We start from the raw sequence: 21,960 nt of genomic DNA on the forward strand, positions 1-21,960 counted from the left end.
ACGATTAACTTTGCGCAGCGCAGAGATGCGCTGCCTTTCGCCTAGCGGAGTCTGCATGACGCTATCTGTTACCGAGGTATCGGTCCCCGCCAAGCGTTTTTTGGCTACCCTGCTACCGCTTGCCCTGTTGTTAGCGCCGCTACCGCTAGTGGCCCAGCCCGCAGGTAACAGCGCGGCTGACGATCTTCCGTTAGAAGAGATTCAAACCTTTGCGGAAGTATTTGAGCGCATTAAACGCGGCTATGTAGAAGAAGTGGATGACCGCACGCTGCTGCGTAACGCCATGCGCGGCATGCTCAACGAGCTGGATCCTCACTCGGCCTATTTGGACGAAGAGGAGTATCAAAGCCTGCGTGAATCCACCCAGGGCGAGTTTGGCGGCATTGGCATTGAAGTGGGCACCGAAAATGGCCAGCTGATGGTTATTACGCCCATTGACGACACCCCCGCCTCCCGTGCTGGGCTGCTCTCCCGGGATATTATTATTGCCATTGACGGCACCCCCACCGACAACATGTCACTTCAGGAAGCGGTCAGCATGATGCGCGGTGAGCCGGGCAGCCAGCTTCGTATTTCCGTACTGCGCGCAGGCGAAGATGCGCCCCGCGAATTTACCCTGAACCGAGAAATCATTCGCAGTGAAAGCGTCAAGCATGAGGTGCTTGAACCTGGCTATGGCTATTTACGCATCAGCCAGTTCCAGTCACGCACCCCAGATCAGGCGCGCCAAGCAATAGAACGCATGGGCCGCGAAAAACCTCTTGAAGGCTTAATTCTCGATTTACGTAATAACCCTGGCGGCGTGCTGCAGGCCGCTGTCGGCGTGGCCGACCTGTTCCTAGATGAAGGGCTGATTGTGTACACTGAGGGGCGGCTTTCCGACACCGAAATGTCGTTTTCAGCCTCACCGGCAACGCCCGCTGGTGACGTACCGCTAGTGGTGCTGATTAATAGCGGCAGCGCCTCAGCGGCTGAAATTGTCGCAGGGGCACTGCAAGACCAGCGCCGCGGGGTCGTCATGGGTACCGAAAGCTTCGGTAAAGGCTCAGTGCAACAGATTATGCCGCTGGGTAACGGTGAAGGCCTTAAGCTCACCACCGCGCTTTACTACACGCCCAACGGGCGCTCGATTCAAGCACAAGGCATCGCGCCGGATGTAGAGGTAGTACGTGGCCGACTAGAGGTTGCCGAAAGCCGCCGCGAGATCCGCGAAGCCGACCTTGATGGACATCTGGGCGGTCAATCGGCTCTACCTCGTGAGCGCTCCGCCGCCGTCCAGCGTTTGCAGGATGATTACCAGCTCAGCGAAGCGCTTAATCTGCTTAAAGCGCTCAACGTTGTGGACCGCCGCCGCCGCTAACGGCACGACAGCGGCAGGCGACCACGCTCTCCAGTGGCCTGCCGCATAATCACGCGCTTTAACGGCACCAGTTGATTCATACCGCTCATACCTATATTTCGCGCGAGGGTGAGCACCGGCACATGACTACCAAACAGCACCTTAAAGCCTTTCATGAGCCCTAACATGGCGCTGTTATCAAAACGCCGCCGCCGCTCGTAGCGGGTCAAGGTGGTTAACGCCCCCCACGGCGCGCCGCGTTGCCAGGCAGTGATCACCTCTTCAGCCAACACCGCCGCATCCATAAAGCCCAGGTTTACGCCCTGCCCAGCCAGCGGGTGTATGCTGTGGGCGGCGTCGCCTACCAGGGCAAGGTTGGGCTGCACGTAGTGCGCTGCATGCCGCTGCACGAGCGGAAACCGATGGGCACTATCTACCACTGTCACCTCACCCAGCCGGTGACTAAATGCACTCCCCAGCGCGTCACCTAATGCTTCCCGGGAAAGACTCGCGAGTGACGTTGCATGGTCTGGGGTGGTAGACCATACAATTGAGCAGTAACGATCATCGCCCTTCACCGTCAGCGGTAAAAAGGCTAAAGGGCTTCCTGCAATAAAAGCCTGACGCGCCGTGGCACCATGCGTTTTTTCGCACAAAACCGTCGTCACTAGCGCATCCTGCTCCATCGCCTCTTCAGCGACCTCAATCCCTGCCAGCTCACGCAGGGCAGAGCGAGCGCCGTCTGCAGCGACTAACAGCGGGGTATGCAGCTGACGACCGTCCTCCAGTACCAGCCAACGCCCGGTATCGGTGGTTTGTAACGCTTGAATACGCGAACCGAAAAGGGGGCTAACCCCGGGCAAATGAAGCACCTGCTCATTGAGCGCCGCTAAGGTGACATCGTTTTCAACAATATGCCCCAGCACGGGGGCGCCCGCTTCATCGGAAGAAAAATCAATGCTGCCGCTGCCGTCAGCATCCCACACCTGCATATAGCGGTAAGGCGTTACTCTGGTCGCCTCCATGGCGGGCCATGCCCCTAGGTGGGTCAACAGGCGCTGGGAAACCGGTGTAAGGGCGCTTACCCTTGGCGCAGGCGCATGGCCACCAAACGCGCTAAGTTGCAGTGGCGACGCTTTCGCTTCTACCAGTGCTACCCGCATACCCGCTTTTGCTAGCAACCCTGCCAGCGCCGTTCCGACCATGCCCGCTCCAACAATCACCGCGTCAAAGTCTTCAACCGGCGCTTTGCTTGCCGCTGTTTGCGTTGTCATAGCACGTCCCTTAATTGCTTAGTAAATCAACGCTCCAGGCCCATGGCCCGACGCGCAAGGCCACGGCGCAGCGGGCCTATCAAATTAAGCCCAATCAGCCCAGCCGCGCGGGCATGGGGCAACAGAGGCAGTGAGTATCCGAATAAACGCACCAAGCCGTCGCTAAATCGGATAACGTTGGCCCGGTCTCGGGCACGCCGCTGTTCAAAGGCAAGCAGCGTTGGCATATCGCCCAACGAGCGCTGATGTTGGGCACCCTGCTCTAGCGCTTCCACTAGATCCATTACCGAGCGTAGCGCAAGATTGAACCCCTGGCCTGCTACCGGATGAAGCGCATGGGCCGCATTGCCCAGTACCGCCAACCCAGGCCGTACGGGTTCTTCGGCAGTAACTAGCGATAGCGGATAGCTGAAACGCTGCCCAACCCGCGTAAAACGTCCAACCCGATCGCCAAAGGCGGTTTGTAATTGATGCAAAAACGCTCGGTCAGATAGGGCTAAGCGCGCTTGGTCGGCGCCACTGGTATGGGTCCATACTAGCTCCATGGCTTGGCCTGGTAACGGCAGTAGCGCAATGGGCCCCTCTGCGGTAAATCGTTCATAGGCCACACCTTGATGGGGTTGGCTTACCCCAACATGGGCAATCAGCGCGGTTTGTTCATAAGAGTGGTGGCGGCTACTGATCCCCAGTTGCTCTTTAAGATCGGAACGTCCACCGTCTGCCAAAATAGTGAGCGCCGCCGTTAGCTCGCGCCCATCAGAGAGCACTAAGTGGTGGCCGTAGGCTTGGGGCGTTAGCTGGTCAACCTTAGCCGGGCAGTACCACTCTATGGGCAATCGCTGAAGCTGCTGGTGAAGCACGCGTCCCATCCAGGCATTGGGTATAACATGCCCTAATGCTGCAACACCCAGCTCTTTAGCGCTTAACCGCGCTGCGCCTAAGCGCCCTCGTTCGCTAATATGAATGCGCTCAATGGGCGCGGCTTCTTGCTGCATGGCTTCCCAAACGCCCAGTTGGCGAAAGCGCTGGGCAGACCCTTCGGCAATAGCGCTGGCCCTGGCATCAAAGCTGGGCTGCCAGGGCGTTTCCTGACTGTTTTCAGGCAACGCTGCCGCTTCAATAATCGCCACGCGCCAGCCGTAACGCTCAATCAGCGGCGCCAATGCACAGCCCAAGCTTGCCCCTACCAGCCCACCGCCGACTATCACGATATCGTGGCTGAGCGTTTGTTTCTCCTGATTAGCGCCTAGCATGGGCTTCTCCTGAAACTCTATCGTAAACCGTAACGTAATTTACATAATGCAGAAACAGCTTAATTCTCAGCGGTTATTTAGTAGCCATCAACTGCTCAATTTCAGCCACCTGCTTAGGCACGCCTGAGGTAAGCACCTCATGCCCTGCTGAAGTCACCACCACATTGTCTTCAATACGAATGCCTATGCCGCGATACACCGCTGGCAGTTCGTCGTCCTCAGGAATATACAGGCCAGGTTCAACCGTCAGCACCATGCCTTCTACTAGCGGGCGCGGGGTTTGCTCATCAAGGCGGTAAGTACCCACATCGTGAACATCCAGCCCTAGCCAGTGAGACGTAGAGTGCAGATAGAAGCGGCGATAGCTCTCATCATCAATACGCGCCTCTACATCGCCCTCTAGCAGCCCTAGAGAGATCAAGCCTGCCGTTAAGTCACGCACCACCCTTTGGTGGATATCCACCAAGCTTGCACCAGGCGCAACCGCTTGGATAGCGCGCTCTTGGGCCTCTAAGACGACTTGGTAAAGAGCCCGCTGGGCTTCGCTAAAACGCCCGCTAACAGGAAAGGTGCGCGTGATATCCCCGGCATACAGATCAAATTCGGCGCCTGCATCGATCAGCACCAGCGTATCCGCATCCAGCACATCGCTATTTTCAATATAGTGCAGCACGCAGGCGTTAGCGCCACCGCCCACAATAGTGCTGTAAGCCGGCCCGCTGGCACCCTGCCACTTAAACTCGTGCTCCAGTTCCGCCTGCAGTTGGTACTCGCTCAACCCTGGTTGGCAAACGCGCATTGCACGAACATGGGCCTGGGCGGAAATAGCTGCTGCATGACGCAGCAGTGCGATTTCTGCAGGGCTCTTAATCAAGCGCATTTGGTGAGTTAACGGTCGGCTATCGAGCCAGCCTTTTAGCGCTGGTTTACCACGCCGCAATCCCGCCTGCGCATGGGCTAGCGCGTTTTCTGCAATGCTTAAGGCCTCGGGGTTATCCAGCGGTACATAAAGCAATTCGCGGCCTTCCAGCAGGCTTGGCAACAGCTCATCGCGCTGGGCATTTTCATACGCCTGGTCAATACCATGCAGGCGTTCAACACCCAGGGCGCCCAGCCGCCTACCCGTCCAGGCTTCCAGAGTGGGGTCGCGGTCTTGGCAAAACACCACGCTTTGACCCTCCTCGCGGCCGGGCAACAGCACCAGCAACCCATCGGGCTCTTGAATGCCGGTAAGGTAGTAGAAGTCGCTCTGCTGGCGAAACGCGTACTCGCTATCGTGGGAGCGCGTTACCAAAGAAGCACCTGGCACCACCATGGCAGCATTTTGCGGTAGCTGCGCTATCAGCGCCTCGCGCCGCTTCAGGTACTCGGCTGGCTCAATCGCTGCGGGGCGGGGCAATAGCTCAGGCAACATATCGACTCCTAACAATTAATGGGCTGGTTAGAGATTACGTAAAAAAACTTAGTGAACGGGGGTGTCTGTTTGTTCAACCTGAGGCATGCCGGGGTGTTGTTCGGTATACAGCAACATGGCCGCCATACGTGCGTGTTCAGTCAGCGCAAATAGGTCATTCTCGTTTTCAGGGCTATCGTCGATATCAGTTTCGATCTGCGCAAGCCCTGCCAAGTCCTCAATGGCTTCACGCAGGGTTTGCGACCAGCGTTCACGCATCGACTCGTCGGCAGCGTCTTCGACAACTTCCATAAAGCCTAGCGTCCACTCTTTCAGACCCTGGGCCTGCTCGGCCAACGAGAACAGTTCATCAGGCAGCAACGGGGCATAATTCAAATCGCTGGCGCTAAGCGCTTCCAGCGTTTGCCGACGCCAGCCTAGTAAGCGTTCAGCGCTGGCCTCGTCACGGGGTTGCTCAACGCCTAGACTTAAGCAGACCTCCTCCAGCCACGCTTGGGCGGTAATGTCACGCAGCGCCAAGAGGCCAGACAGGCGACCGTCCAAGAAAGCCGGGGACTGCATGCTGCCATGCAGTAGAAACACATCCGCAACGTCAGAAAAGTCCTGGCGCTCTTCAATAAGAGACATGGTAATAACTCGCTTTAGAGTAAGTGAAGACGAATACAATAGAACAACGGTCGGCGCGCCTGCGCGTTGACCCCACGTAAGCGGCTCTCTTATAGTGAACGCCGTCTATCCTTCCTATGCAGTGATGTTAACGCATCGGTCAACAAAATGACCTGTGCTGGAGCCTTTGATGAGTAACGCTAAGCGGCCAACTAAAGAAGTCACCCTACTGGGTCGCAGCTATGTAATTGCCTGCGATTCCGGTGAAGAAGCCAAGCTTGAGCGCGCTGCTCGCTATTTAGACCGCGCCATGCAAGGCATTCATGCTCAAAGTAGCGTGCTGGGCAGTGAGCGGATTGCCATTATGGCGGCGCTTAATATTACCCATGAGTTGCTTGAAACGTTAGACGAGCACCGTGCTGGCGAAGCGAACCTCAGCCGCTTGAATGACCAGCTTGAACGCGCACTGGCCAAAACGCGCCGTGCCGAAGAACCTTAACGCGATACTTTGGCATTAGCCCTGGCTCTGGTAGGATAGTGGTGTTCTCTGGGGTGTACGCCAGTCGTTATAGTCCCTCGAGCCTATGCGCAGTACCCAGGGGGCCAAATGCTAGCCAGGCCCGTGTGCATGTCCGTGCGTCGGAAAGCCTGACGGTCTGGCTGCGGCCACCCACCTGAACCAGTAGGTTCAGGGCCAGAACGACAGCGGCACTCTGGGGAACACTTTCAATGCACGACCTCTCTTCCCGCCATACCACTTACCATTGCCGCTTGGATGATAAGCGCGCCCTGCGGCGCGAACTCAAGCGCAAGCGACAGGCACTTTCCCCTTACCAACAGCGCCAGGCCGCCATGGCCCTTTGCCAACGGCTAAAACGGCTGCCCGAAATTCGCCGAGCTAAACGCATCAGCCTCTATCTACCGGTGAATGGTGAGATTGACCCAACACCGCTACTTCCTTGGCTACGCCAGCGTAATGTCGAGGTTTATCTACCGGTGCTTCGCCCTTTCAGCGCCAATAGCCTCTGGTTTGTGGTTTACCGGGCTACAACACCGATGGTTAAAAACCGGTTTGGCATTGCCGAACCGTGCCCACGCTTCGCAGCTAACAGGCGTCATCGGTTACCTGCCTGGGCATTGGATACGTTGATTGTGCCACTGGTAGGCTTTGATGCTGAAGCAAACCGTATGGGCATGGGCGGCGGTTTTTATGACCGTAGTCTCGCCTTCATGCAAAGAAAAGGGCCTGCCCCCGCACTGATCGGTGTTGCCCATGCCTGCCAGCAGGTAGAGACGCTCCCCGTGGAGCCTTGGGACATTCCACTTAATGCCGTCGTCAGCGACCAAGTGACGGTGCGTCCAACAAAAACGGGCTAACCCTAGAGGGCAGCCCGTTTGCAAAACAATTAATTACCAATAGGTGCAGCAGCGTGAGCTGAATGCGCGGGAGGTATAACCTGATGAGTTAACTCCCCGACACTGCCTGCGCATATCCAGTGGCAAGTACGCCGAGTAAAAACACCACTGTTAACGCCATCACCATATCAGGCTTCTTCCGCCGCATGCCTCTTCTCCAACATCTTTCACGGTTGCCAAATACCCCTCAGTGCGTCACCCAGGCTTTACCTTTGGAAAGGAGACACACTGCATTAATTTCGATCATGACTATAGGGCTATAAGGCCCTGCTGACAACAGCGATAAGCGCTATTTTTAACGTCCAATTAAACGTTTCATAGCGTTTAGACTGCCTAGCTGCTCTCACTCATGGCGTTAGTAAGCGCTTACATACTACTAAGCCATAAACAAACGATAGGCTGGGTTATCGCTCTCCTGCCAATAGCGGTATCCAATTGCATCTAAATATTCAGCCACGTGGGTGCGGTCACTGCTCGGCACTTGCATCCCCACCAATACGCGGCCGTAGGCGGCACCGTGGTTGCGGTAATGAAACAGCGAAATATTCCAGTCGTGGGGCAGCTGGGTTAGGAAGTTCATCAACGCCCCTGGCCGCTCTGGAAACTCAAAGCGATAAAGCTCCTCTTCGAAGCGCTCGCTGGGGCGGCCGCCACTCAGGTGACGAATATGCAGTTTCGCTAGCTCGTTATCAGTAAGGTCTTCCACCTGGTAGCCCCCTTCGCGAAGCTTATCCAGTACCGCTTGGCGGTCTTCCCCGCCGGGCTTCACCTGCACACCGACAAAGATGTGGGCTTCGCTATTGTCAGCGTAGCGATAGCTAAACTCAGTCACCATACGCTTGCCTAAGGTACGGCAGAATTTTTTAAAACTGCCGGGCTTCTCGGAAATCGTCACCGCCAAGATCGCTTCACGCTGTTCACCAAGCTCGGTGCGCTCAGCGATATGCTGCAGGCGGTCAAAGTTGGTGTTAGCCCCCGAGTTGATGCAAATCAGCGTTTGGCCTTCAACGCCCGTTTGCTGCACGTACTTTTTCAGCCCCGCCAGCGAAAGCGCACCCGAGGTTTCCGCCACCGCACGCGTATCTTCAAAGATATCTTTCACCGCAGCGCACATTTCATCGGTGTTAACCGTAATCACCTCGTCCACCAAATCGCGCACAAGAGAGAACGGCACCTCGCCAATTTGTGCAACCGCCACACCCTCGGCAAATACACCCACCTGATCCAGCACCACCCGCTCACCCGCCTCTAAGGCGGCTTTCAGGCAGGCACTGTCTTCGGCTTCTACACCAATAATCTTGATATCAGGACGCAAGTACTTCACATAGGCGGCCACTCCAGCGATTAACCCACCGCCGCCCACCGGAATGAAAATAGCGTCTAGGCGGCCACTGTGCTGGCGCAGAATTTCTACGCCAATGGTGCCCTGGCCTGCCACCACATCGATATCATCAAAGGGTGGGATGTAGGTATAGCCGTGCTCTTTGATCAATTCCTGCGCGTGCTCGGCAGCGGCGGCAAAGGCATCGCCTTTCAGGATGACTTTAGCCCCACGAGCACGCACCGCCTGAACCTTGATGTCCGGCGTAATGCGTGGCATCACAATGATGGCTTTAACGCCCATTAGCTTGGCTGCCATAGCCAACCCCTGGGCATGATTGCCTGCTGATGCAGCGATCACCCCCTTGGCCTTCTGCTCTTCGGTGAGCTGAGCCATTTTGTTATAGGCGCCGCGAATTTTGAACGAGTACACCGGCTGCAAATCTTCGCGCTTAATTAAAATTTGGTTATGGAAGCGACGCGACAAAAAGGGAGCAGGAGAAATGGGGGTCTCACAAGCGGCTTCGTAAACGCGGGCTTGGAGGATCTTTTTGACGGTTGCTTCTAGCATGCGGAATTCCCAGAAAAATAGCGTGACCCATAGGGGTACGGACAAGGCTCTTATTGGTAGCAGATTACGCCTAGCGACGTCTAGCAGCGTTTCCATCGGCAGTTATCGCTGGGGCCGTTATACTAGGGATCACCTGCCAACCCTGACGCTGGAAAACACAATGACCCAAGATGAACTAAAAGCCGCCGTGGCGGACGCTGCCATTAAAGAGATAGAACTACACCTTGAGAAAGATACCGTGTTGGGTATCGGCACAGGTTCAACCGCCAACCTGTTTATTGACTGCTTAGGCCCGCTACGTGACCGCTTCAGAGGGGCCGTTGCCAGCTCAGAGGCGAGTGCCAAGCGCCTACAAGCCTTAGACATTGAGGTGTTTGAGCTTAACAGTGTTGGCAGCATTCCTTTCTATATAGATGGTGCAGACGAAGTTAATGCTCACTTACACATGATAAAAGGCGGCGGAGCCGCGCTTACCCGTGAAAAAATTGTTGCCGCCTGCGCTGAACGTTTTATCTGCATCGCCGACGGCTCGAAAGAAGTGGCTCGGCTCGGTAGCTTTCCACTGCCGGTAGAAGTCATCCCGATGGCGCGCTCTTACGTTGCCAGAGAGCTGGTCAAGCTAGGCGCAGACCCTGTGTATCGGCAAGGTGTAGTGACCGATAACGGTAATCAAATCATCGACTGCTTTGATTTTATGATCGACGATCCCGTCGCTATGGAAACACGGATTAATGCCATTGTGGGCGTGGTTACCAACGGCTTGTTTGCTGCTCGCGGTGCCGATGTATTGCTATTGGGTAAGGCAGATGGCGTAGAACGCACTGCGCTACGCTAATCAACGCTCCAACCAACCATCAAGCCCTTCGAGAGTGCGCGCTAGCGCGCCTCGATGGGCATTGATGGCAACACGCCCTGCCTCACCCTGCTCGCGAGCACACTCTGGCGCGTCAAAATACTCGACTAGCCTTACCGCTAGCGCATCGGGCGTGCTGACCAACGTGAGTGCGCCAACGGCTAACAGCGGATCGGCCACGTCGTTAAAATTCTCGATAAAGGGGCCGCTGAGCACCGGTTTACCCAACGCAGCCGGTTCAAGCACGTTGTGGCCACCCAATGGCACTAAGCTCCCCCCCACATAGGCCACGCAGCCTGCTGCATACAGCGTAGCCAACTCACCTAACGTATCCCCCAGGTAGACCTGCGTTTGTGGCGTGACTGCCTGTTGCTGGCTGCGGCGGCTTAACACCCACCCGCCGTCAGTGCAGAGAGTCGCTACCTCATCAAAACGCTGGGGGTGACGCGGCACTAGCACCAATAGCGCATTAGGAAAGCGCTTACACAGCTGGCGGTGCGCTTCTAACAGTAGCATCTCTTCCCCTTCACGGGTGGAGCCTGCTACCCATACAGGCCGCTCCGCCCAGCCGCGAAGTAAGCGCTCACTTTCTTTTATCGCCTTATCTTTAGGGGCAAGCTCGAATTTTAACGACCCAACCACAGTCGTGATCTCGGCCCGCGCGCCGAGGGCTTGAAAGCGCGCAGCATCGGCTGCCGATTTCGCCGCCAGCCACGTCAGGTTCGCTAAAGCGCTAGCCATCAACGGGCGCAGACGCTGATAGCGTGTAAAGGCCCGCGGCGATAGCCGACCGTTCACCACGACAACAGGCACCCCTTGTTGATGGCAAGCGTGGAGCAGGTTGGGCCACAGCTCGGTTTCAAACAGCAGGGCAACCTTAGGTTTCACACGGTTGAGGAAGCGCTTTGCCGCGCCAGGATAATCTAGCGGCAGAAAACAGTGGGCAAGCCTTACGTTGTCGGCTGCAGTTTGCTCATCCATCAGCACTTGGGCCTGCTGGGCGCCGGTAGCGGTCATGGTGGTAAGCAGCAGGCTGTGCTTCGGGTACCGCGCCAGCAAGCCCTCTATTAACGGGCGGGCAGCGCGCACCTCCCCCACCGAGGCGCAGTGCAGCCAAATGCGCGGCGCCGGGGGGAGTTCGCCAAGGCGCAAACCAAGCCGCTGAAGGCGGGAGTAAGTAAGTACTTGCTCTCGCCAAATACGCCAAGTAATCAGCGGAGACAGTACATAAAGCACCGCTGAGTAAGCCCACCGAGGCCACGTCGGAAGCGACATTAACGCTCGCGATCCAAAATAGAGCTAATCATTGCCGTCGTCGATACGCCATCTTCAAAGCCTAATACCTTTACTTCGCCACCGTTGGCCATCACCGCGGCCCCACCAGCAATGTCTTCAGGGCGATAGTCGCCGCCTTTCACCAAAATATCCGGCAAAACGGCTTCAATTAGTGCCTGAGGCGTATCGTCACTAAAAGGCACGACCCAATCGACGGCGCCTAACCCTGCTAGTACCTGCATCCGTCGGTTTAGCGGGTTAATAGGGCGCTTGGGGCCTTTTAGACGGCCTATGGATGCATCGTCATTGACGGCCACGATCAACCTGTCCCCCAAACGTTTAGCCTGCTCAAGATACGCCACGTGGCCAGCATGGAGGATATCGAAACAACCGTTGGTCATCACCAACCGCTCGCCGCGAAGCTGGGCACCTCGAACCGCTTCCACCAGCGGGGTCTGCTCAATTACGCCAAACTCCGCAAGCTTGTCACCGTGCAGCGCGGTATATAGCTCGGCAACCGAAAGCGTTGCGGTGCCCGGCTTAGCAACTACAAGGCCAGCACCCAGGTTAGCCAGCATCATGGCTTCGGGCAGTGCGTGGCCTGCCGCCAGGGCGAGGCCCATCAAGCCAATCACGGTATCGCCCGCGCCGGTTACGTCGAATACTTCCTGGGCGCGGGTAGGCAAGTGCAGCGGCGCATGGCCTTCACGAATGAGGGTCATGCCTTTTTCACTGCGGGTGATGAGCAAGGCTTCCAATTCAAGCTCGGTGCGCAGCGCCTCACCGCGTTGGGCAAGCACGTCATCGGTCGCACACAGCCCAACCACCGCTTCAAACTCGGTTAAGTTGGGGGTAATCAAGCTAGCGCCGCGGTACTTGCTAAAGTCCTGGCCCTTAGGGTCAATCAGCACCCGTTTACCATGGGCGCGTGCCATCGCGATTAACTTCTCCACCTGATTGAGCGTGCCTTTCCCGTAATCAGAGAGGATCACCACATCACAGGCTGGCAGCGCTTTTTCGACTTGTGCTAACAGCGCTGACGTATCGACCCCCTCAAGGCTCTGCTCAAAATCTAAGCGCAGCAACTGTTGGTTGCGGCTCATCACACGCAGCTTCGTAATCGTGGGTACTTCTGAGCTACGCTGAAAGTAAGTACTTACATTTGAAGCCATCAAGCGCGACGTCAACAGCTCAGCGTTGTCATCCTCTCCGACGACGCCTGCTAAAGCAGCATGGCCGCCCAAGGAGGCCACATTAAGCGCGACGTTCGCAGCGCCGCCTGGACGGTCGTCGGCGTTCTCTACACGCACTACCGGCACCGGCGCTTCTGGCGAAATACGCGTTGTGCCACCGTGCCAGTAGCGGTCGAGCATTACGTCTCCCACCACCAGCACGCGGGCGTGTTCTAGGGCGGTTAAATCAACTTTCATCCGAAGGTCCTGTTGTTGGCTGCGCTGCGGTATACGCCAGCAGCGCGTCTAGCTTTGCAATCACATCATCAGCTTTGATTAGATCCATCGCATCGGCATGGCGCACCCGCTGCCCCCAACTAACCTCCTCTACCGATTTATGTAGGTACGTGCGCACCGCATCAGGGTAGGCATTGACGGCAAAGTCGCGCCACAAATAAGGCGCTGCCCTCTGCGGATTGGTGGTGGCATAAAGGCCAAGCGTTGGTGTCCCCATGGCGTTGCCCATATGGACAGGGCCAGTATCCGGGGCAATCACCGCCTGTGCATTATCAATAAGGGCCAGCACCCCTTTTAACGATGTGCCGCCTATGGCGTTAATCACGCTACCTGGCTGGCATAGCGCTTCAATCTGGTCACTCACTTCACGCTCAAGGGAGCTACCGCCGCCGGTTAAAACGCTCTTCAAGCCATGCTGCACCCACGCATGTTCTATAACGCTAGCGTAGCCTTCCACCGACCAGTTGCGAAAGTTACGCAGCCGCGCGTTGCTGCAGGGGTTAATCACTAAATAAGGCCCTTCGCCGCTGATCACCCGCGCCTCATCGTAGGCCACCGGGGGTACGGCTAAGTTCCACTCGAGGCGGTCGTCTTCTACTCCCAATAAGCGTGCGAAGTCCATAAACGACTCCAACACATGGGCATTGGGGTGTGGCGCAAGCTGGCGCTGGGTAAACCAGTGCTGGGCATCTTTGGCGCGGGCTTTGTCGTACCCTACCCGCACATCGGCCTTTAACCCCAGTGAGAGCACGCTGGCGCGAATGGCCTGCTGCATGTGCAGCAGCACATCAAAACGCGTATCGGCCAGTTCCCGCCAAATGGCTCGCATGCCGGAAAGACCGGTAGACTTGTCATAGACAACAAACTCGACCCCAGAAAGCCCCGCCAGTAAACTGTATTCCCCCTTGCCGATAATCCAGGTAATACGTGCGTGGGGCCACTGGCGCTGCAATGCCCGCACCGTGGGCACGAGATTGCACACGTCTCCCAACGCGGAGAGGCGCAAAATGGCAATATGGTTGGGTTGAGCAGGCAGAGAGGGCTTCATGCGCTTAGCGGCACTCCGGAAGGAAAGTTGGCTGATTTTATATGATGTAGACAGTTTAAGTGACGCTGGCGCATCACACCAACTCGATACAACGCTGTTTGAAGAGGAGTATTGGCGCAAACAGGGGTTAATCGTCGGTGAGGCGCCTGGGCGTGGCAGTAGCCTTTTTTTACAGGCCCGCGCTAACGAGCAGTGGGTAATGCGCCCCTACCGCCGTGGCGGGCTGGTCGCCAAGCTAAGCCAAAAACGCTATCTATGGCTTGGAGAAGAGCGCACCAGAGCGTTCCGCGAGCTACGCTTAACCGCCAAGCTGTATGAACAAGGTTTACCTGTGCCACGTCCGGTTGCCTGCTGCGTAACGCGCTTCGGGGTCACCTACGAGGCGGCACTGCTTACGGTGCGAGTACCAGGCGCCCAGGCGCTGGCATCCTTACTCGCTGCTGATAAAGCCGACCATGCACTGCTAAAGCGCGTTGGCGCGATGATTAAACGCTTTCATCAGGTAGGGCTTGACCATGTGGATCTCAACGCCCGCAATATTTTAATCGACCCTAATGGCGAACCTTGGCTGATTGACCTGGACCGCTGTCGCCTTCGGCCACCTGGCAAGTGGCAGGAACGAAACTTGAAACGGCTGGAGAGGTCGATATTAAAATTTACTCGCACCTTAGATGCAATGCTGACGATAAAAAGCAGCTACAATTCAAGCAGAATTATTTAATATTAGGCTTTTTATGTTATTAGAAAATATAACGCCCGTCATCATTTCAAAGAATAGCGAAAATACCATTAAGCAATGCTTGGAGTCTCTTAAAGGCTTCAAGAATGTGCTTGTTTATGACAACGGTTCTACCGATGCCACTATCAGTATTTGTCGCTCGTTCGACAATGTTATTGTTATTGAGGGCGATTTTTTTGGGTTTGGGCCAACAAAAAATTATGCTGCAGAGAAAGCACCAACAGACTGGGTATTCTCTCTTGATTCAGACGAAGAGCTTCATCAAAGTGCCTTTGACGAGCTTTCAAGCTGGGACATTAAGGATACTCAAACCGTTGGCCAGATATTAAGAGAAAATTGGTTTTGCGGTAAAAAAATTACCACAAATGGCTGGGGAAATGATTCTATCATTCGACTTTATAATAAAAAAATACATAGATTTACTGATAGCCAAGTTCATGAAAAGATCGAGACCAATAGCCAAACCAAAATCATAAAGCTCAAAGGAAAAATAATACATTACGCTATTTTTGATATAAAACAGACATTAGACAAGGCACAGCTTTATTCCGAAATATATGCATCTTCTAACAAAAAAGTTAAATACAGCTTCTTTTTTATTATCGTGAAGACTTTTTTTGCGTTCTTCCGATCATATATTTTAAAGCTGGGTATCACTTCTGGCTGGCGTGGCTTTGTTATTTCCTTTGGCGATGCAATCGGCGTTTTCTTCAAATATGCCAAGGTATACCAAAGGTCTGAGGCTAAAAAATGAAAGTGAGCTTAATAGTCACCACGTACAATTGGCCAGAGGCTCTAAAGCTTGTGCTTAAGAGTGCCTTAATGCAAGACTATCAAAACTATGAAATTATCATTGCGGATGATGGCTCCGATGAGAAAACAAAGCGATGCATTGAAGGATTCACTAAATTAAGTAATATTGTTATAAAGCATGCTTGGCATGAGGATATAGGCTTTCGGGCTGCCCAAATACGGAACAAGGCCGTTTCTATATCTGATGGAGAGTACCTTATCTTTCTTGACGGGGACTGTATTCTTCCTCATAGCTTTATCACAGATCATGTTCACCTATCTCAGCCAGGATTTTTCGTACCGGGCTCAAGGTTAAAGCTTTCTGAAAATTACACTTACCAATTAATTAATAATGGTGTACCACATCAATTCCAACGTAATGAAATTGTTAAGCTATGGCTTAAAAGAAAAATAAAGAGAGTCCACCCTATTTTCAGAATGCCAGCCAACTCCTCATTTCGTTTTAAACGAAAAAATAAATGGCAAGGAGCTGTTACGTGTAATCTTTCATTATGGCGAAAAGATTTCTTCGACATAAATGGCTTTAATAATGACTTTATAGGCTGGGGCCTAGAAGATAGTGACTTAGTTATAAGGCTAATGAACAACAATATTTATAGAAAAGATGGCAAGTTTTACAGTTATGTCATGCACCTTCATCATAAAGAAGCTTCACGCCTTAATGAAAGTGAAAACTATGCAAAATTTAAGCTCTCTTTAGAGAAGGGAACAACATTCTGCACATTCGGTGTAAATGATATGGCAAAGGAAAGCAATGAACTTATCTAGCCGCTTGCAAAAAACCAACAAAAACCTAGAGAAAGCAAGGCGCTACTTCAAGTATGCGGCATTAAAAATTACATCTAAAAATCATCAAAAGAAAAAGTTAAATCACCTTTTTGACATGTGTTACACGCAGGCCAGTCCTTGTGAAAAAAACGACATACTTAAAAGAGTAAACTACTATAACAAGTTGAACCATAACTTCGAAATAAACAAAGAACTGCTCGTTCACAATGTTTTAAATTTAAAGAAGACTGGCAGCTGGTTTTACCACTATGACTTAACGATGCAGCTAGCTGCTTTTACGGATAACCTGCTGTTTCACTATACCCCTGGTGACGTACAAACCATTCCTTGCACGCCAACGTTTGTAAAGAGCAGGCCCATATCTCAGAAGAACGAAAACTCAATTTTATTAAAATTAAACACTATCAGGCATTTTAATTTTGTAGATGACCCTTTTGATTACGCTACAAAAAAAGATCAACTAGTTTGGCGTGGGGCTTGTCATCAACCCCATCGCCGCTATTTTATCGAGTATTTCCATGCTCACCCATTATGTAATGTTGGAGACACTAACAGAGATGCTGAACTAGGCAAGAAACCGTTCATGAGCATTCAGGAACAATTGAAATATAAATTTATTTTAAGCATCGAAGGCAATGAGGTAGCCAGTAATTTAAAGTGGATAATGGCATCCAATTCACTTTGCTTTATGGTAAAGCCTAAATTTGAAACCTGGTTTATGGAAGGTTTGCTCATCCCTAACGTCCACTACGTCGAACTAAAAGATGATTATTCTGATCTGGAGGATAAAATTAATTTCTATCGAAAAAACGAAGACGCAGCTGCCAGAATAATTAAGAATGCTAACAACTATGTAAAACCTTTTTTAAATCACCAGCGAGAATTATTAATATCACATCTAGTGCTGCAGAAATATTTCTTAATGAGCAAGCAACCTCACGAGCCCAACTATTTTAACTTGGTTTCAAGTATATGAAGAAAATACATATTTTTAATAGCTTCAAAACTGAACACGGAGGAAGCGAACAGGAAGCCCTACACTTAGCTAAGATGCTTTCAAAGCATGTAGAGGTAAAACTTTGGGCGAGCACCTCTCGCGCCTGCCCTAAATTAATGGAAAAGTACGGCATACAAAAAATTTCGCTCCTTACTAAGGGTAGCTACCCTAAGGGAGGCACTTATGTCTTTGTAGGCTGCCACTGGCGTAATAAGCTTTGGCCTTATCTAATACCTCGCCCAGAAAGACTCATTAATATTTATAATACTTTTCATCCTAAACATGTAAAGCTAACCTCACATCACCCTAAATTACTCAGGTGGCCTGATGTTGAGTATGTTGTTGTGTCTAATTACCAAAAAAATGCTGAAAATATAGATGCAAAGGTTTTCCCGTCACCCATTGATATTTCTACATTTCTTCAACATAAAGAAAGAGATTTGAACGATCAAAAAATGATTGTTGTTGGCAGAATGAGTAGAGATGATCCGGGCAAACACAACATTTCAGACGTAGATATTTATAAAAGCTTAGCCAAGTCAAACGTTAAAATCATCCTCCAGGGAGCCTCTTGTTTAAAGAATGAACTTTCAAACACTGAGAATATAGAAATATTTAACACCGGTACTTTAAAATCAAATGATTTTTACCATCACATAGATATTTTCTACTATCGCACTGGCGAACATATTGAAACATTTGGTCGCGTTGTTTTTGAAGCAATGGCAGCTGGTTTACCTATCGTAGTTGAAAGAAAGGGTGGATACGTAGATTGGATTGAGCATGGAAAAAATGGTTTTCTTTTTGATACTACTGAAGAGGCTAAGAAGTTGTTAGAAATGCTTATTAACGATCAGCATCTTAGAGAGTTTATAGGTAGAAATGCAGTTAAAACAACTCAAAATATGTACGGAGAAGAAAATATGTTGAAGCAAGTAGAGTTTTATACTAGATAAAAGTGAGCTTGATAAAATTTTCAACGCCTGGGTAGTTTGATGAGTTACATAGAACTTAAATGGCTAGTTAACATAAACAGTGTGGGAGACTCATGCCTCAATTAATAACACCCAAGCTTTCTCCATGGCTACCTCTGCTTATTATTGGCTTCAGCATTAGCTACTCCATTACCGTGCTGACCCGCCTCCCCTGGTGGACGCTGTTTGTCGTCACGAGCATATGGCTGATCGTCAGCCTGAAGCTTCACTGGGGAACATCAGCAAGCTACCGCAGAGCATGGCCCTGGTCGCTATTACCGCTCTGCCTGTGGGGTTTATATGTCTATCTAGCAGATAGCTTCGGAATTGTTGATTTAGGCGCGGTCTTCTTCCACTTACAGGCCGGCATAACCGATCACGGTGGATCAGGGCGCATGGTAGCTGCTGTGTTGTACACAGCCTGCATGCTGAGCTTGTTAATTGCTTTTACCTGGCTTATTCGCCATGACCACCGCTGGCGACGCGTGGAACCCTTGATTGCTATTGCCCTACTGGTTACCAATCCCCTGATTTTTGGCATCGGTCAGCGTAGTGCAGCCGTGGTCACTGACGATGGGGGCTGGCTGGACAGGCGCTATGTCGAACCCGTTATCAGCGCTCAGGAAAATCCTCCCAACCTTCTGCTGCTGTATCTGGAGAGCATTGAGCGCACCTACGATGATCCACGCTTTGGTGATGCTTACGCCGATTTAAGTGCCATTGGTGAATCGGGAAAAGTCTTTGAGGGTGTTCGTCAAATTGATAATACCGGCTGGACGATGGCGGGCATGATCGCTAGCCAATGTGGAACGCCATTGATGCCTGCAGGGTTACTACACGACCGTCAATTTGAGCCGCTCTCCACGGTTGTTCCGGGCGTTCGTTGTCTGGGTGACCTCTTGTCAGAGCAAGGATACCGTCTCAGTTATTTAGGTGGTGCAAGCACTGAGTTCGCCGGTAAAGGCTTATTCTATAGAGACCACGGCTTCGATAACGTTTACGGACTAAGGGAGCTGCAACCGCGTCTGGACGACCCCAATTATGTCAATAACTGGGGACTGTACGACGACTCGTTATACGACTTTACGGTGAAAGAGATTGAGCGTTTAGACGCTGAGAGCGACGGCCCTTGGGGTGTCGTCAACCTGACTATTGCAGGGCACGCTCCAAATGGATATCCCGCCCAGCGTTGCATAGAACGACAGGGAGAGTGGGACGGTGTGGATATTCTTTATTCCGTTGAGTGCTCGGCTTGGCTAGCGCGAGATTTGCTGGAACGACTCACAGAGCAGGGTCTACTAGAAAACACCGTGGTCGCCATTGCGAGCGACCATCTCACCATGCGTGTTTCTGTTTGGGATGAACTTATCACCATGGATCGTGATAACACATTTATGCTACTGGGGGACGACCTTAGCCCTAAGCGTATTATCCGTGAAGCCTCAATGGTAGACATATTTCCTACTCTATTGGATGCCATGGGCTATAAGCCGGAAGATTCCCGTGCGGGTCTGGGCGTTTCACTTCTCGACAGCGAAACACGCACTTTACTTGAGCGCCATGGTCTTGCGGATATCAATGCGCGACTGCGCGAAGAGAATGTTCTTCAGCAGCGCTTGTGGGAGGGGCTAGCCCCTCAACGTCGTGAAGCTGACGAAGCAGCGAACGAAGGAGAGCAGGTAACAGAGACCCCTAGCGACAGTGCTGACGAAATCATTATTTCGTATTAATATTTTAAAAGCTAGACAGTCGCTAGAGCGGCCAGGTGAACTCAAAAAACTACTAGACGCATCTCTTCACTGCCTGATGCACCTGCTCAACGCTCAAGTCATTAAGGCAATTGGTGTGGCCCAGTGGGCAGGTGCGCTTGAAGCACGGCGAACAGGAGAGTCCAAGGTAGTGAATAGTGGCATTATCCGTTAGCGGCGGTGTGTAAGCAGGCGATGAGGAGCCGTACAGGGCGTGAATACGCACGCCTACTGCGGCCGCCACGTGCATTAAGCCTGAGTCGTTTGTCACCACCTGACGGCAGTCGGCCAACAGATCAACCGCATCCGCTAGCTGGGTTTTACCGCACAGGTTATGCGCGTGGGAAAGCCCTTTGATAATGGCCTCCCCCGCTTCGTGGTCTTTTGCCCCGCCTAGTACGCGCACCTCAAAACCATCGGCGATAAGCCGCGCCGCCAAGGCGTGAAAATACTCCAGCGGCCACTGTTTGGCAGGCCCATATTCGGCGCCGGGCATCATGCCGATGGCAGGGCGTGATGACAGCGCATGAGTAAGGCGCAGGTTCACCAGATTATCTCGGTCGATGGATAAGCGTGGCGTGGGGATGGTGAAATCACCGTGTAGGGTTTCTTCCAGGGGCAAGCCTAGGGAGACAAACCGCTTTACGGTTTGATCCAGCACTTGCTTGTCCAGCTTGCGGCGCTCTTTAAGCAGGCCATAGCGGTGCTCACCTAAAAAGCCCACACGCTCGGGGATGCGTGCCATAAACGGTACTAACGCTGCTTTCCAGGAGCGCGGCAGCACAATGGCGCGATCATAACGCCCCCGCAACCTAGCCGCCAATTCGCGGCGGCTTCCCAAGCCAAACTCGCCATGCCCCACCGCCAGCGGCAGTACTTCGTCCACCTCGGGCATACGCTCAATAATAGGCTGCGACCAAGCCGGCGCGACAACGCCCAAGGTTGAGCCAGGGTAGCGAGCTTTTAACGTCATAAACAGGCTTTGTGCCATGACCATATCGCCCACCCAAGAGGGGCCTATAACGAGCAACCGCTTGGCAGAATTAGCCATTCAGCCACTCCAAGTAGGCGTTAACGCCTTGAGCAACAGTTTTGAACTCCACATCGCAGCCAGCGGCACGCAGGTTACTTATATCCGCACGCGTATAGCTTTGGTAGCGCCCTTTTAGCTCTTCTGGGAAAGGGATGTAATCAATCTCACCCTGGCCGTAAAAGTCGATTACCGCTTCACCAATGGCTTTAAACGGCTCTGCTCGGCCAGTACCCAGATTAAAAATACCGGATGCGCTGGGATTATCTAAAAACCAGAGGTTTACATTGACCACATCGCCTACGTAAACGAAGTCGCGGCTCTGCATGCCCGCCTCATAGCCGTCGTAAGCCCCAAACAGCTTCAAGGTTTCGCCATTACGAACCTGCAGATGGTTGTGATACGCCACGCTGGCCATCTTGCCTTTATGCTGCTCCCGCGGCCCGTAAACATTAAAGTAGCGGAAACCCACCACCTGGGTGGTTAGCTCGCTCCAGCGCGAGCGCACGTGCTGATCAAACAACAGCTTGGAGTAACCGTATACATTGAGCGGCTTCTCGTGCTCAGGCGCTTCTTTAAACACCTCGCTGCCACCATAGGTAGCCGCCGACGAAGCATATAAGAACGGGATCCCAAACTTCTCACAGTAGTTGAGCAGCACTTTGGAGTACTCGAAATTATTCTCCAACATATAGTGCCCATCCCACTCGGTGGTATCGGAGCAGGCACCCTCATGGAAAATCGCATCGATAGTCGGCAGGTCAACCATCTCACCACGTAGCGCTGCCTTAACCCGTGCCAGAAAGTCATTTTTGTCCAGGTAATCGGCCAACGTGCAGTCAGCTAAATTGACAAACTTGGTGCCATCGCGCAAATCATCGACGACCATCACATCATTTCGGCCACGAACATTTAGCGCTTTGACAATATTGGCACCGATAAAACCGGCCCCGCCTGTTACAACGATCATCTCGTTCTCCTTACCAAAAGCGGCTCTTTGGCTAACGTGCCTATAACCCATCTGCCTGTGAT

General features: G+C 52.7%; 20 protein-coding genes and 1 other RNA gene. 11 read left to right on the plus strand and 10 right to left on the minus strand.

Annotation, left to right across the window (positions count from 1 at the left end; all coding sequences use genetic code 11):
* The first annotated feature begins 55 nt into the window (after window positions 1-55).
* A complete protein-coding gene (locus BB497_03715) occupies window positions 56-1,360 on the plus strand; it encodes a peptidase S41 (protein ID AVI61867.1) in 1,305 nt (434 codons plus the stop codon).
* On the opposite strand, the gene BB497_03720 is transcribed toward BB497_03715, so the two are convergent.
* The 4 genes from BB497_03720 to BB497_03735 form a co-directional block, all read right to left on the minus strand.
* Entirely contained in the window at window positions 1,357-2,613 is a 1,257-nt protein-coding gene (locus BB497_03720; protein AVI61868.1) for a 2-octaprenyl-3-methyl-6-methoxy-1,4-benzoquinol hydroxylase, read from the minus strand. The two genes, BB497_03715 and BB497_03720, sit on opposite strands and share 4 nt — an antisense overlap.
* A 26-nt stretch (window positions 2,614-2,639) precedes the next feature.
* Window positions 2,640-3,866, minus strand: a complete 1,227-nt coding sequence (locus tag BB497_03725; GenBank protein AVI61869.1) for a 2-octaprenyl-6-methoxyphenyl hydroxylase — start codon at window positions 3,864-3,866, stop codon at window positions 2,640-2,642.
* A 73-nt stretch (window positions 3,867-3,939) separates the two neighbouring features.
* Window positions 3,940-5,280, minus strand: coding sequence for a Xaa-Pro aminopeptidase (locus tag BB497_03730; GenBank protein AVI61870.1), 1,341 nt, complete (start codon window positions 5,278-5,280; stop codon window positions 3,940-3,942).
* A gap of 48 nt (window positions 5,281-5,328) precedes the next feature.
* Window positions 5,329-5,907 (minus strand): hypothetical protein, encoded by a 579-nt coding sequence (locus BB497_03735; GenBank protein AVI61871.1) that lies wholly within the window; start codon window positions 5,905-5,907, stop codon window positions 5,329-5,331.
* A 169-nt stretch (window positions 5,908-6,076) separates the two neighbouring features.
* Between BB497_03735 and BB497_03740 the strand changes: the two genes are divergently transcribed.
* The 3 genes from BB497_03740 (at window position 6,077) to BB497_03750 (ending at window position 7,263) form a co-directional block, all read left to right on the plus strand.
* On the plus strand, window positions 6,077-6,385 hold the full coding sequence (locus BB497_03740) for a cell division protein ZapA (protein ID AVI61872.1): 309 nt from the start codon (window positions 6,077-6,079) through the stop codon (window positions 6,383-6,385).
* A gap of 42 nt (window positions 6,386-6,427) precedes the next feature.
* Window positions 6,428-6,610: non-coding RNA, 6S RNA (ssrS, locus tag BB497_03745), on the plus strand.
* 5 nt (window positions 6,611-6,615) lie between these two features.
* The gene (locus BB497_03750) at window positions 6,616-7,263 is read left to right on the plus strand and encodes a 5-formyltetrahydrofolate cyclo-ligase (GenBank protein AVI61873.1); all 648 of its coding nucleotides are present in this window, start codon (window positions 6,616-6,618) and stop codon (window positions 7,261-7,263) included.
* Window positions 7,264-7,678: 415 nt separating this feature from the next.
* Here BB497_03750 and BB497_03755 read toward each other — a convergent pair whose 3' ends face one another.
* The gene (locus BB497_03755) at window positions 7,679-9,193 is read right to left on the minus strand and encodes a PLP-dependent threonine dehydratase (GenBank protein AVI61874.1); all 1,515 of its coding nucleotides are present in this window, start codon (window positions 9,191-9,193) and stop codon (window positions 7,679-7,681) included.
* 160 nt (window positions 9,194-9,353) lie between these two features.
* Between BB497_03755 and BB497_03760 the strand changes: the two genes are divergently transcribed.
* Window positions 9,354-10,028 carry a ribose 5-phosphate isomerase A gene (locus tag BB497_03760; GenBank protein ID AVI61875.1) on the plus strand — a complete coding sequence of 225 codons (675 nt, stop codon included), beginning with the start codon at window positions 9,354-9,356 and terminating at the stop codon, window positions 10,026-10,028.
* Here the strand turns inward: BB497_03760 and BB497_03765 are convergent, their stop codons facing one another.
* From BB497_03765 to BB497_03775, 3 genes are read right to left on the minus strand one after another with little or no spacing between them, the layout of a single operon-like run.
* A complete protein-coding gene (locus BB497_03765; GenBank protein AVI61876.1) occupies window positions 10,029-11,321 on the minus strand; it encodes a 3-deoxy-D-manno-octulosonic acid transferase in 1,293 nt (430 codons plus the stop codon).
* Window positions 11,321-12,751 (minus strand): bifunctional heptose 7-phosphate kinase/heptose 1-phosphate adenyltransferase, encoded by a 1,431-nt coding sequence (locus BB497_03770; GenBank protein ID AVI61877.1) that lies wholly within the window; start codon window positions 12,749-12,751, stop codon window positions 11,321-11,323. The genes BB497_03765 and BB497_03770 overlap by 1 nt, the downstream gene beginning before the upstream one ends.
* Complete coding sequence (locus BB497_03775; protein AVI61878.1) at window positions 12,741-13,838, minus strand: glycosyl transferase; 1,098 nt, start codon at window positions 13,836-13,838, stop codon at window positions 12,741-12,743. The genes BB497_03770 and BB497_03775 overlap by 11 nt, the downstream gene beginning before the upstream one ends.
* On the opposite strand from BB497_03775, the gene BB497_03780 reads away from it, so the two are divergent.
* The 6 genes from BB497_03780 (at window position 13,837) to BB497_03805 (ending at window position 19,880) form a co-directional block, all read left to right on the plus strand.
* A complete protein-coding gene (locus BB497_03780; protein ID AVI61879.1) occupies window positions 13,837-14,559 on the plus strand; it encodes a 3-deoxy-D-manno-octulosonic acid kinase in 723 nt (240 codons plus the stop codon). The two genes, BB497_03775 and BB497_03780, sit on opposite strands and share 2 nt — an antisense overlap.
* A gap of 13 nt (window positions 14,560-14,572) precedes the next feature.
* Window positions 14,573-15,331: a hypothetical protein gene (locus BB497_03785; GenBank protein AVI61880.1), complete on the plus strand. Its 759-nt coding sequence runs from the start codon at window positions 14,573-14,575 to the stop codon at window positions 15,329-15,331.
* On the plus strand, window positions 15,328-16,158 hold the full coding sequence (locus BB497_03790) for a hypothetical protein (protein AVI61881.1): 831 nt from the start codon (window positions 15,328-15,330) through the stop codon (window positions 16,156-16,158). Before BB497_03785 ends, BB497_03790 begins: the two co-directional genes overlap by 4 nt.
* Window positions 16,124-17,155, plus strand: coding sequence for a hypothetical protein (locus BB497_03795; GenBank protein AVI61882.1), 1,032 nt, complete (start codon window positions 16,124-16,126; stop codon window positions 17,153-17,155). Before BB497_03790 ends, BB497_03795 begins: the two co-directional genes overlap by 35 nt.
* On the plus strand, window positions 17,152-18,132 hold the full coding sequence (locus BB497_03800; GenBank protein AVI61883.1) for a hypothetical protein: 981 nt from the start codon (window positions 17,152-17,154) through the stop codon (window positions 18,130-18,132). The genes BB497_03795 and BB497_03800 overlap by 4 nt, the downstream gene beginning before the upstream one ends.
* 92 nt (window positions 18,133-18,224) lie before the next feature.
* Window positions 18,225-19,880, plus strand: a complete 1,656-nt coding sequence (locus tag BB497_03805; GenBank protein AVI61884.1) for a phosphatidylglycerol--membrane-oligosaccharide glycerophosphotransferase — start codon at window positions 18,225-18,227, stop codon at window positions 19,878-19,880.
* Window positions 19,881-19,932: 52 nt separating this feature from the next.
* Here BB497_03805 and BB497_03810 read toward each other — a convergent pair whose 3' ends face one another.
* On the minus strand, window positions 19,933-20,949 hold the full coding sequence (locus tag BB497_03810) for a lipopolysaccharide heptosyltransferase II (GenBank protein ID AVI61885.1): 1,017 nt from the start codon (window positions 20,947-20,949) through the stop codon (window positions 19,933-19,935).
* Window positions 20,942-21,898, minus strand: a complete 957-nt coding sequence (locus BB497_03815; GenBank protein AVI61886.1) for an ADP-glyceromanno-heptose 6-epimerase — start codon at window positions 21,896-21,898, stop codon at window positions 20,942-20,944. The genes BB497_03810 and BB497_03815 overlap by 8 nt, the downstream gene beginning before the upstream one ends.
* Window positions 21,899-21,960: the final 62 nt, after the last annotated feature.

Origin of the sequence: Halomonas sp. GFAJ-1 (genome assembly GCA_002966495.1) — a bacterium.
Lineage (GTDB): Bacteria > Pseudomonadota > Gammaproteobacteria > Pseudomonadales > Halomonadaceae > Vreelandella.

Coding starts and splice junctions, on each gene's coding strand:
- BB497_03790 (AVI61881.1), top strand. CDS start 15,328: ATGAAAGTGAGCTTAATAGTCACCACGTACAATTGGCCAGAGGCTCTA.
- BB497_03800 (AVI61883.1), top strand. CDS start 17,152: ATGAAGAAAATACATATTTTTAATAGCTTCAAAACTGAACACGGAGGA.
- BB497_03770 (AVI61877.1), bottom strand. CDS start 12,751: ATGAAAGTTGATTTAACCGCCCTAGAACACGCCCGCGTGCTGGTGGTG.
- BB497_03740 (AVI61872.1), top strand. CDS start 6,077: ATGAGTAACGCTAAGCGGCCAACTAAAGAAGTCACCCTACTGGGTCGC.
- BB497_03765 (AVI61876.1), bottom strand. CDS start 11,321: ATGTCGCTTCCGACGTGGCCTCGGTGGGCTTACTCAGCGGTGCTTTAT.
- BB497_03735 (AVI61871.1), bottom strand. CDS start 5,907: ATGTCTCTTATTGAAGAGCGCCAGGACTTTTCTGACGTTGCGGATGTG.
- BB497_03815 (AVI61886.1), bottom strand. CDS start 21,898: ATGATCGTTGTAACAGGCGGGGCCGGTTTTATCGGTGCCAATATTGTC.
- BB497_03785 (AVI61880.1), top strand. CDS start 14,573: ATGTTATTAGAAAATATAACGCCCGTCATCATTTCAAAGAATAGCGAA.
- BB497_03725 (AVI61869.1), bottom strand. CDS start 3,866: ATGCTAGGCGCTAATCAGGAGAAACAAACGCTCAGCCACGATATCGTG.
- BB497_03810 (AVI61885.1), bottom strand. CDS start 20,949: ATGGCTAATTCTGCCAAGCGGTTGCTCGTTATAGGCCCCTCTTGGGTG.
- BB497_03780 (AVI61879.1), top strand. CDS start 13,837: ATGCGCTTAGCGGCACTCCGGAAGGAAAGTTGGCTGATTTTATATGAT.
- BB497_03755 (AVI61874.1), bottom strand. CDS start 9,193: ATGCTAGAAGCAACCGTCAAAAAGATCCTCCAAGCCCGCGTTTACGAA.
- BB497_03730 (AVI61870.1), bottom strand. CDS start 5,280: ATGTTGCCTGAGCTATTGCCCCGCCCCGCAGCGATTGAGCCAGCCGAG.
- BB497_03720 (AVI61868.1), bottom strand. CDS start 2,613: ATGACAACGCAAACAGCGGCAAGCAAAGCGCCGGTTGAAGACTTTGAC.
- BB497_03795 (AVI61882.1), top strand. CDS start 16,124: ATGATATGGCAAAGGAAAGCAATGAACTTATCTAGCCGCTTGCAAAAA.
- BB497_03805 (AVI61884.1), top strand. CDS start 18,225: ATGCCTCAATTAATAACACCCAAGCTTTCTCCATGGCTACCTCTGCTT.
- BB497_03775 (AVI61878.1), bottom strand. CDS start 13,838: ATGAAGCCCTCTCTGCCTGCTCAACCCAACCATATTGCCATTTTGCGC.
- BB497_03760 (AVI61875.1), top strand. CDS start 9,354: ATGACCCAAGATGAACTAAAAGCCGCCGTGGCGGACGCTGCCATTAAA.
- BB497_03715 (AVI61867.1), top strand. CDS start 56: ATGACGCTATCTGTTACCGAGGTATCGGTCCCCGCCAAGCGTTTTTTG.
- BB497_03750 (AVI61873.1), top strand. CDS start 6,616: ATGCACGACCTCTCTTCCCGCCATACCACTTACCATTGCCGCTTGGAT.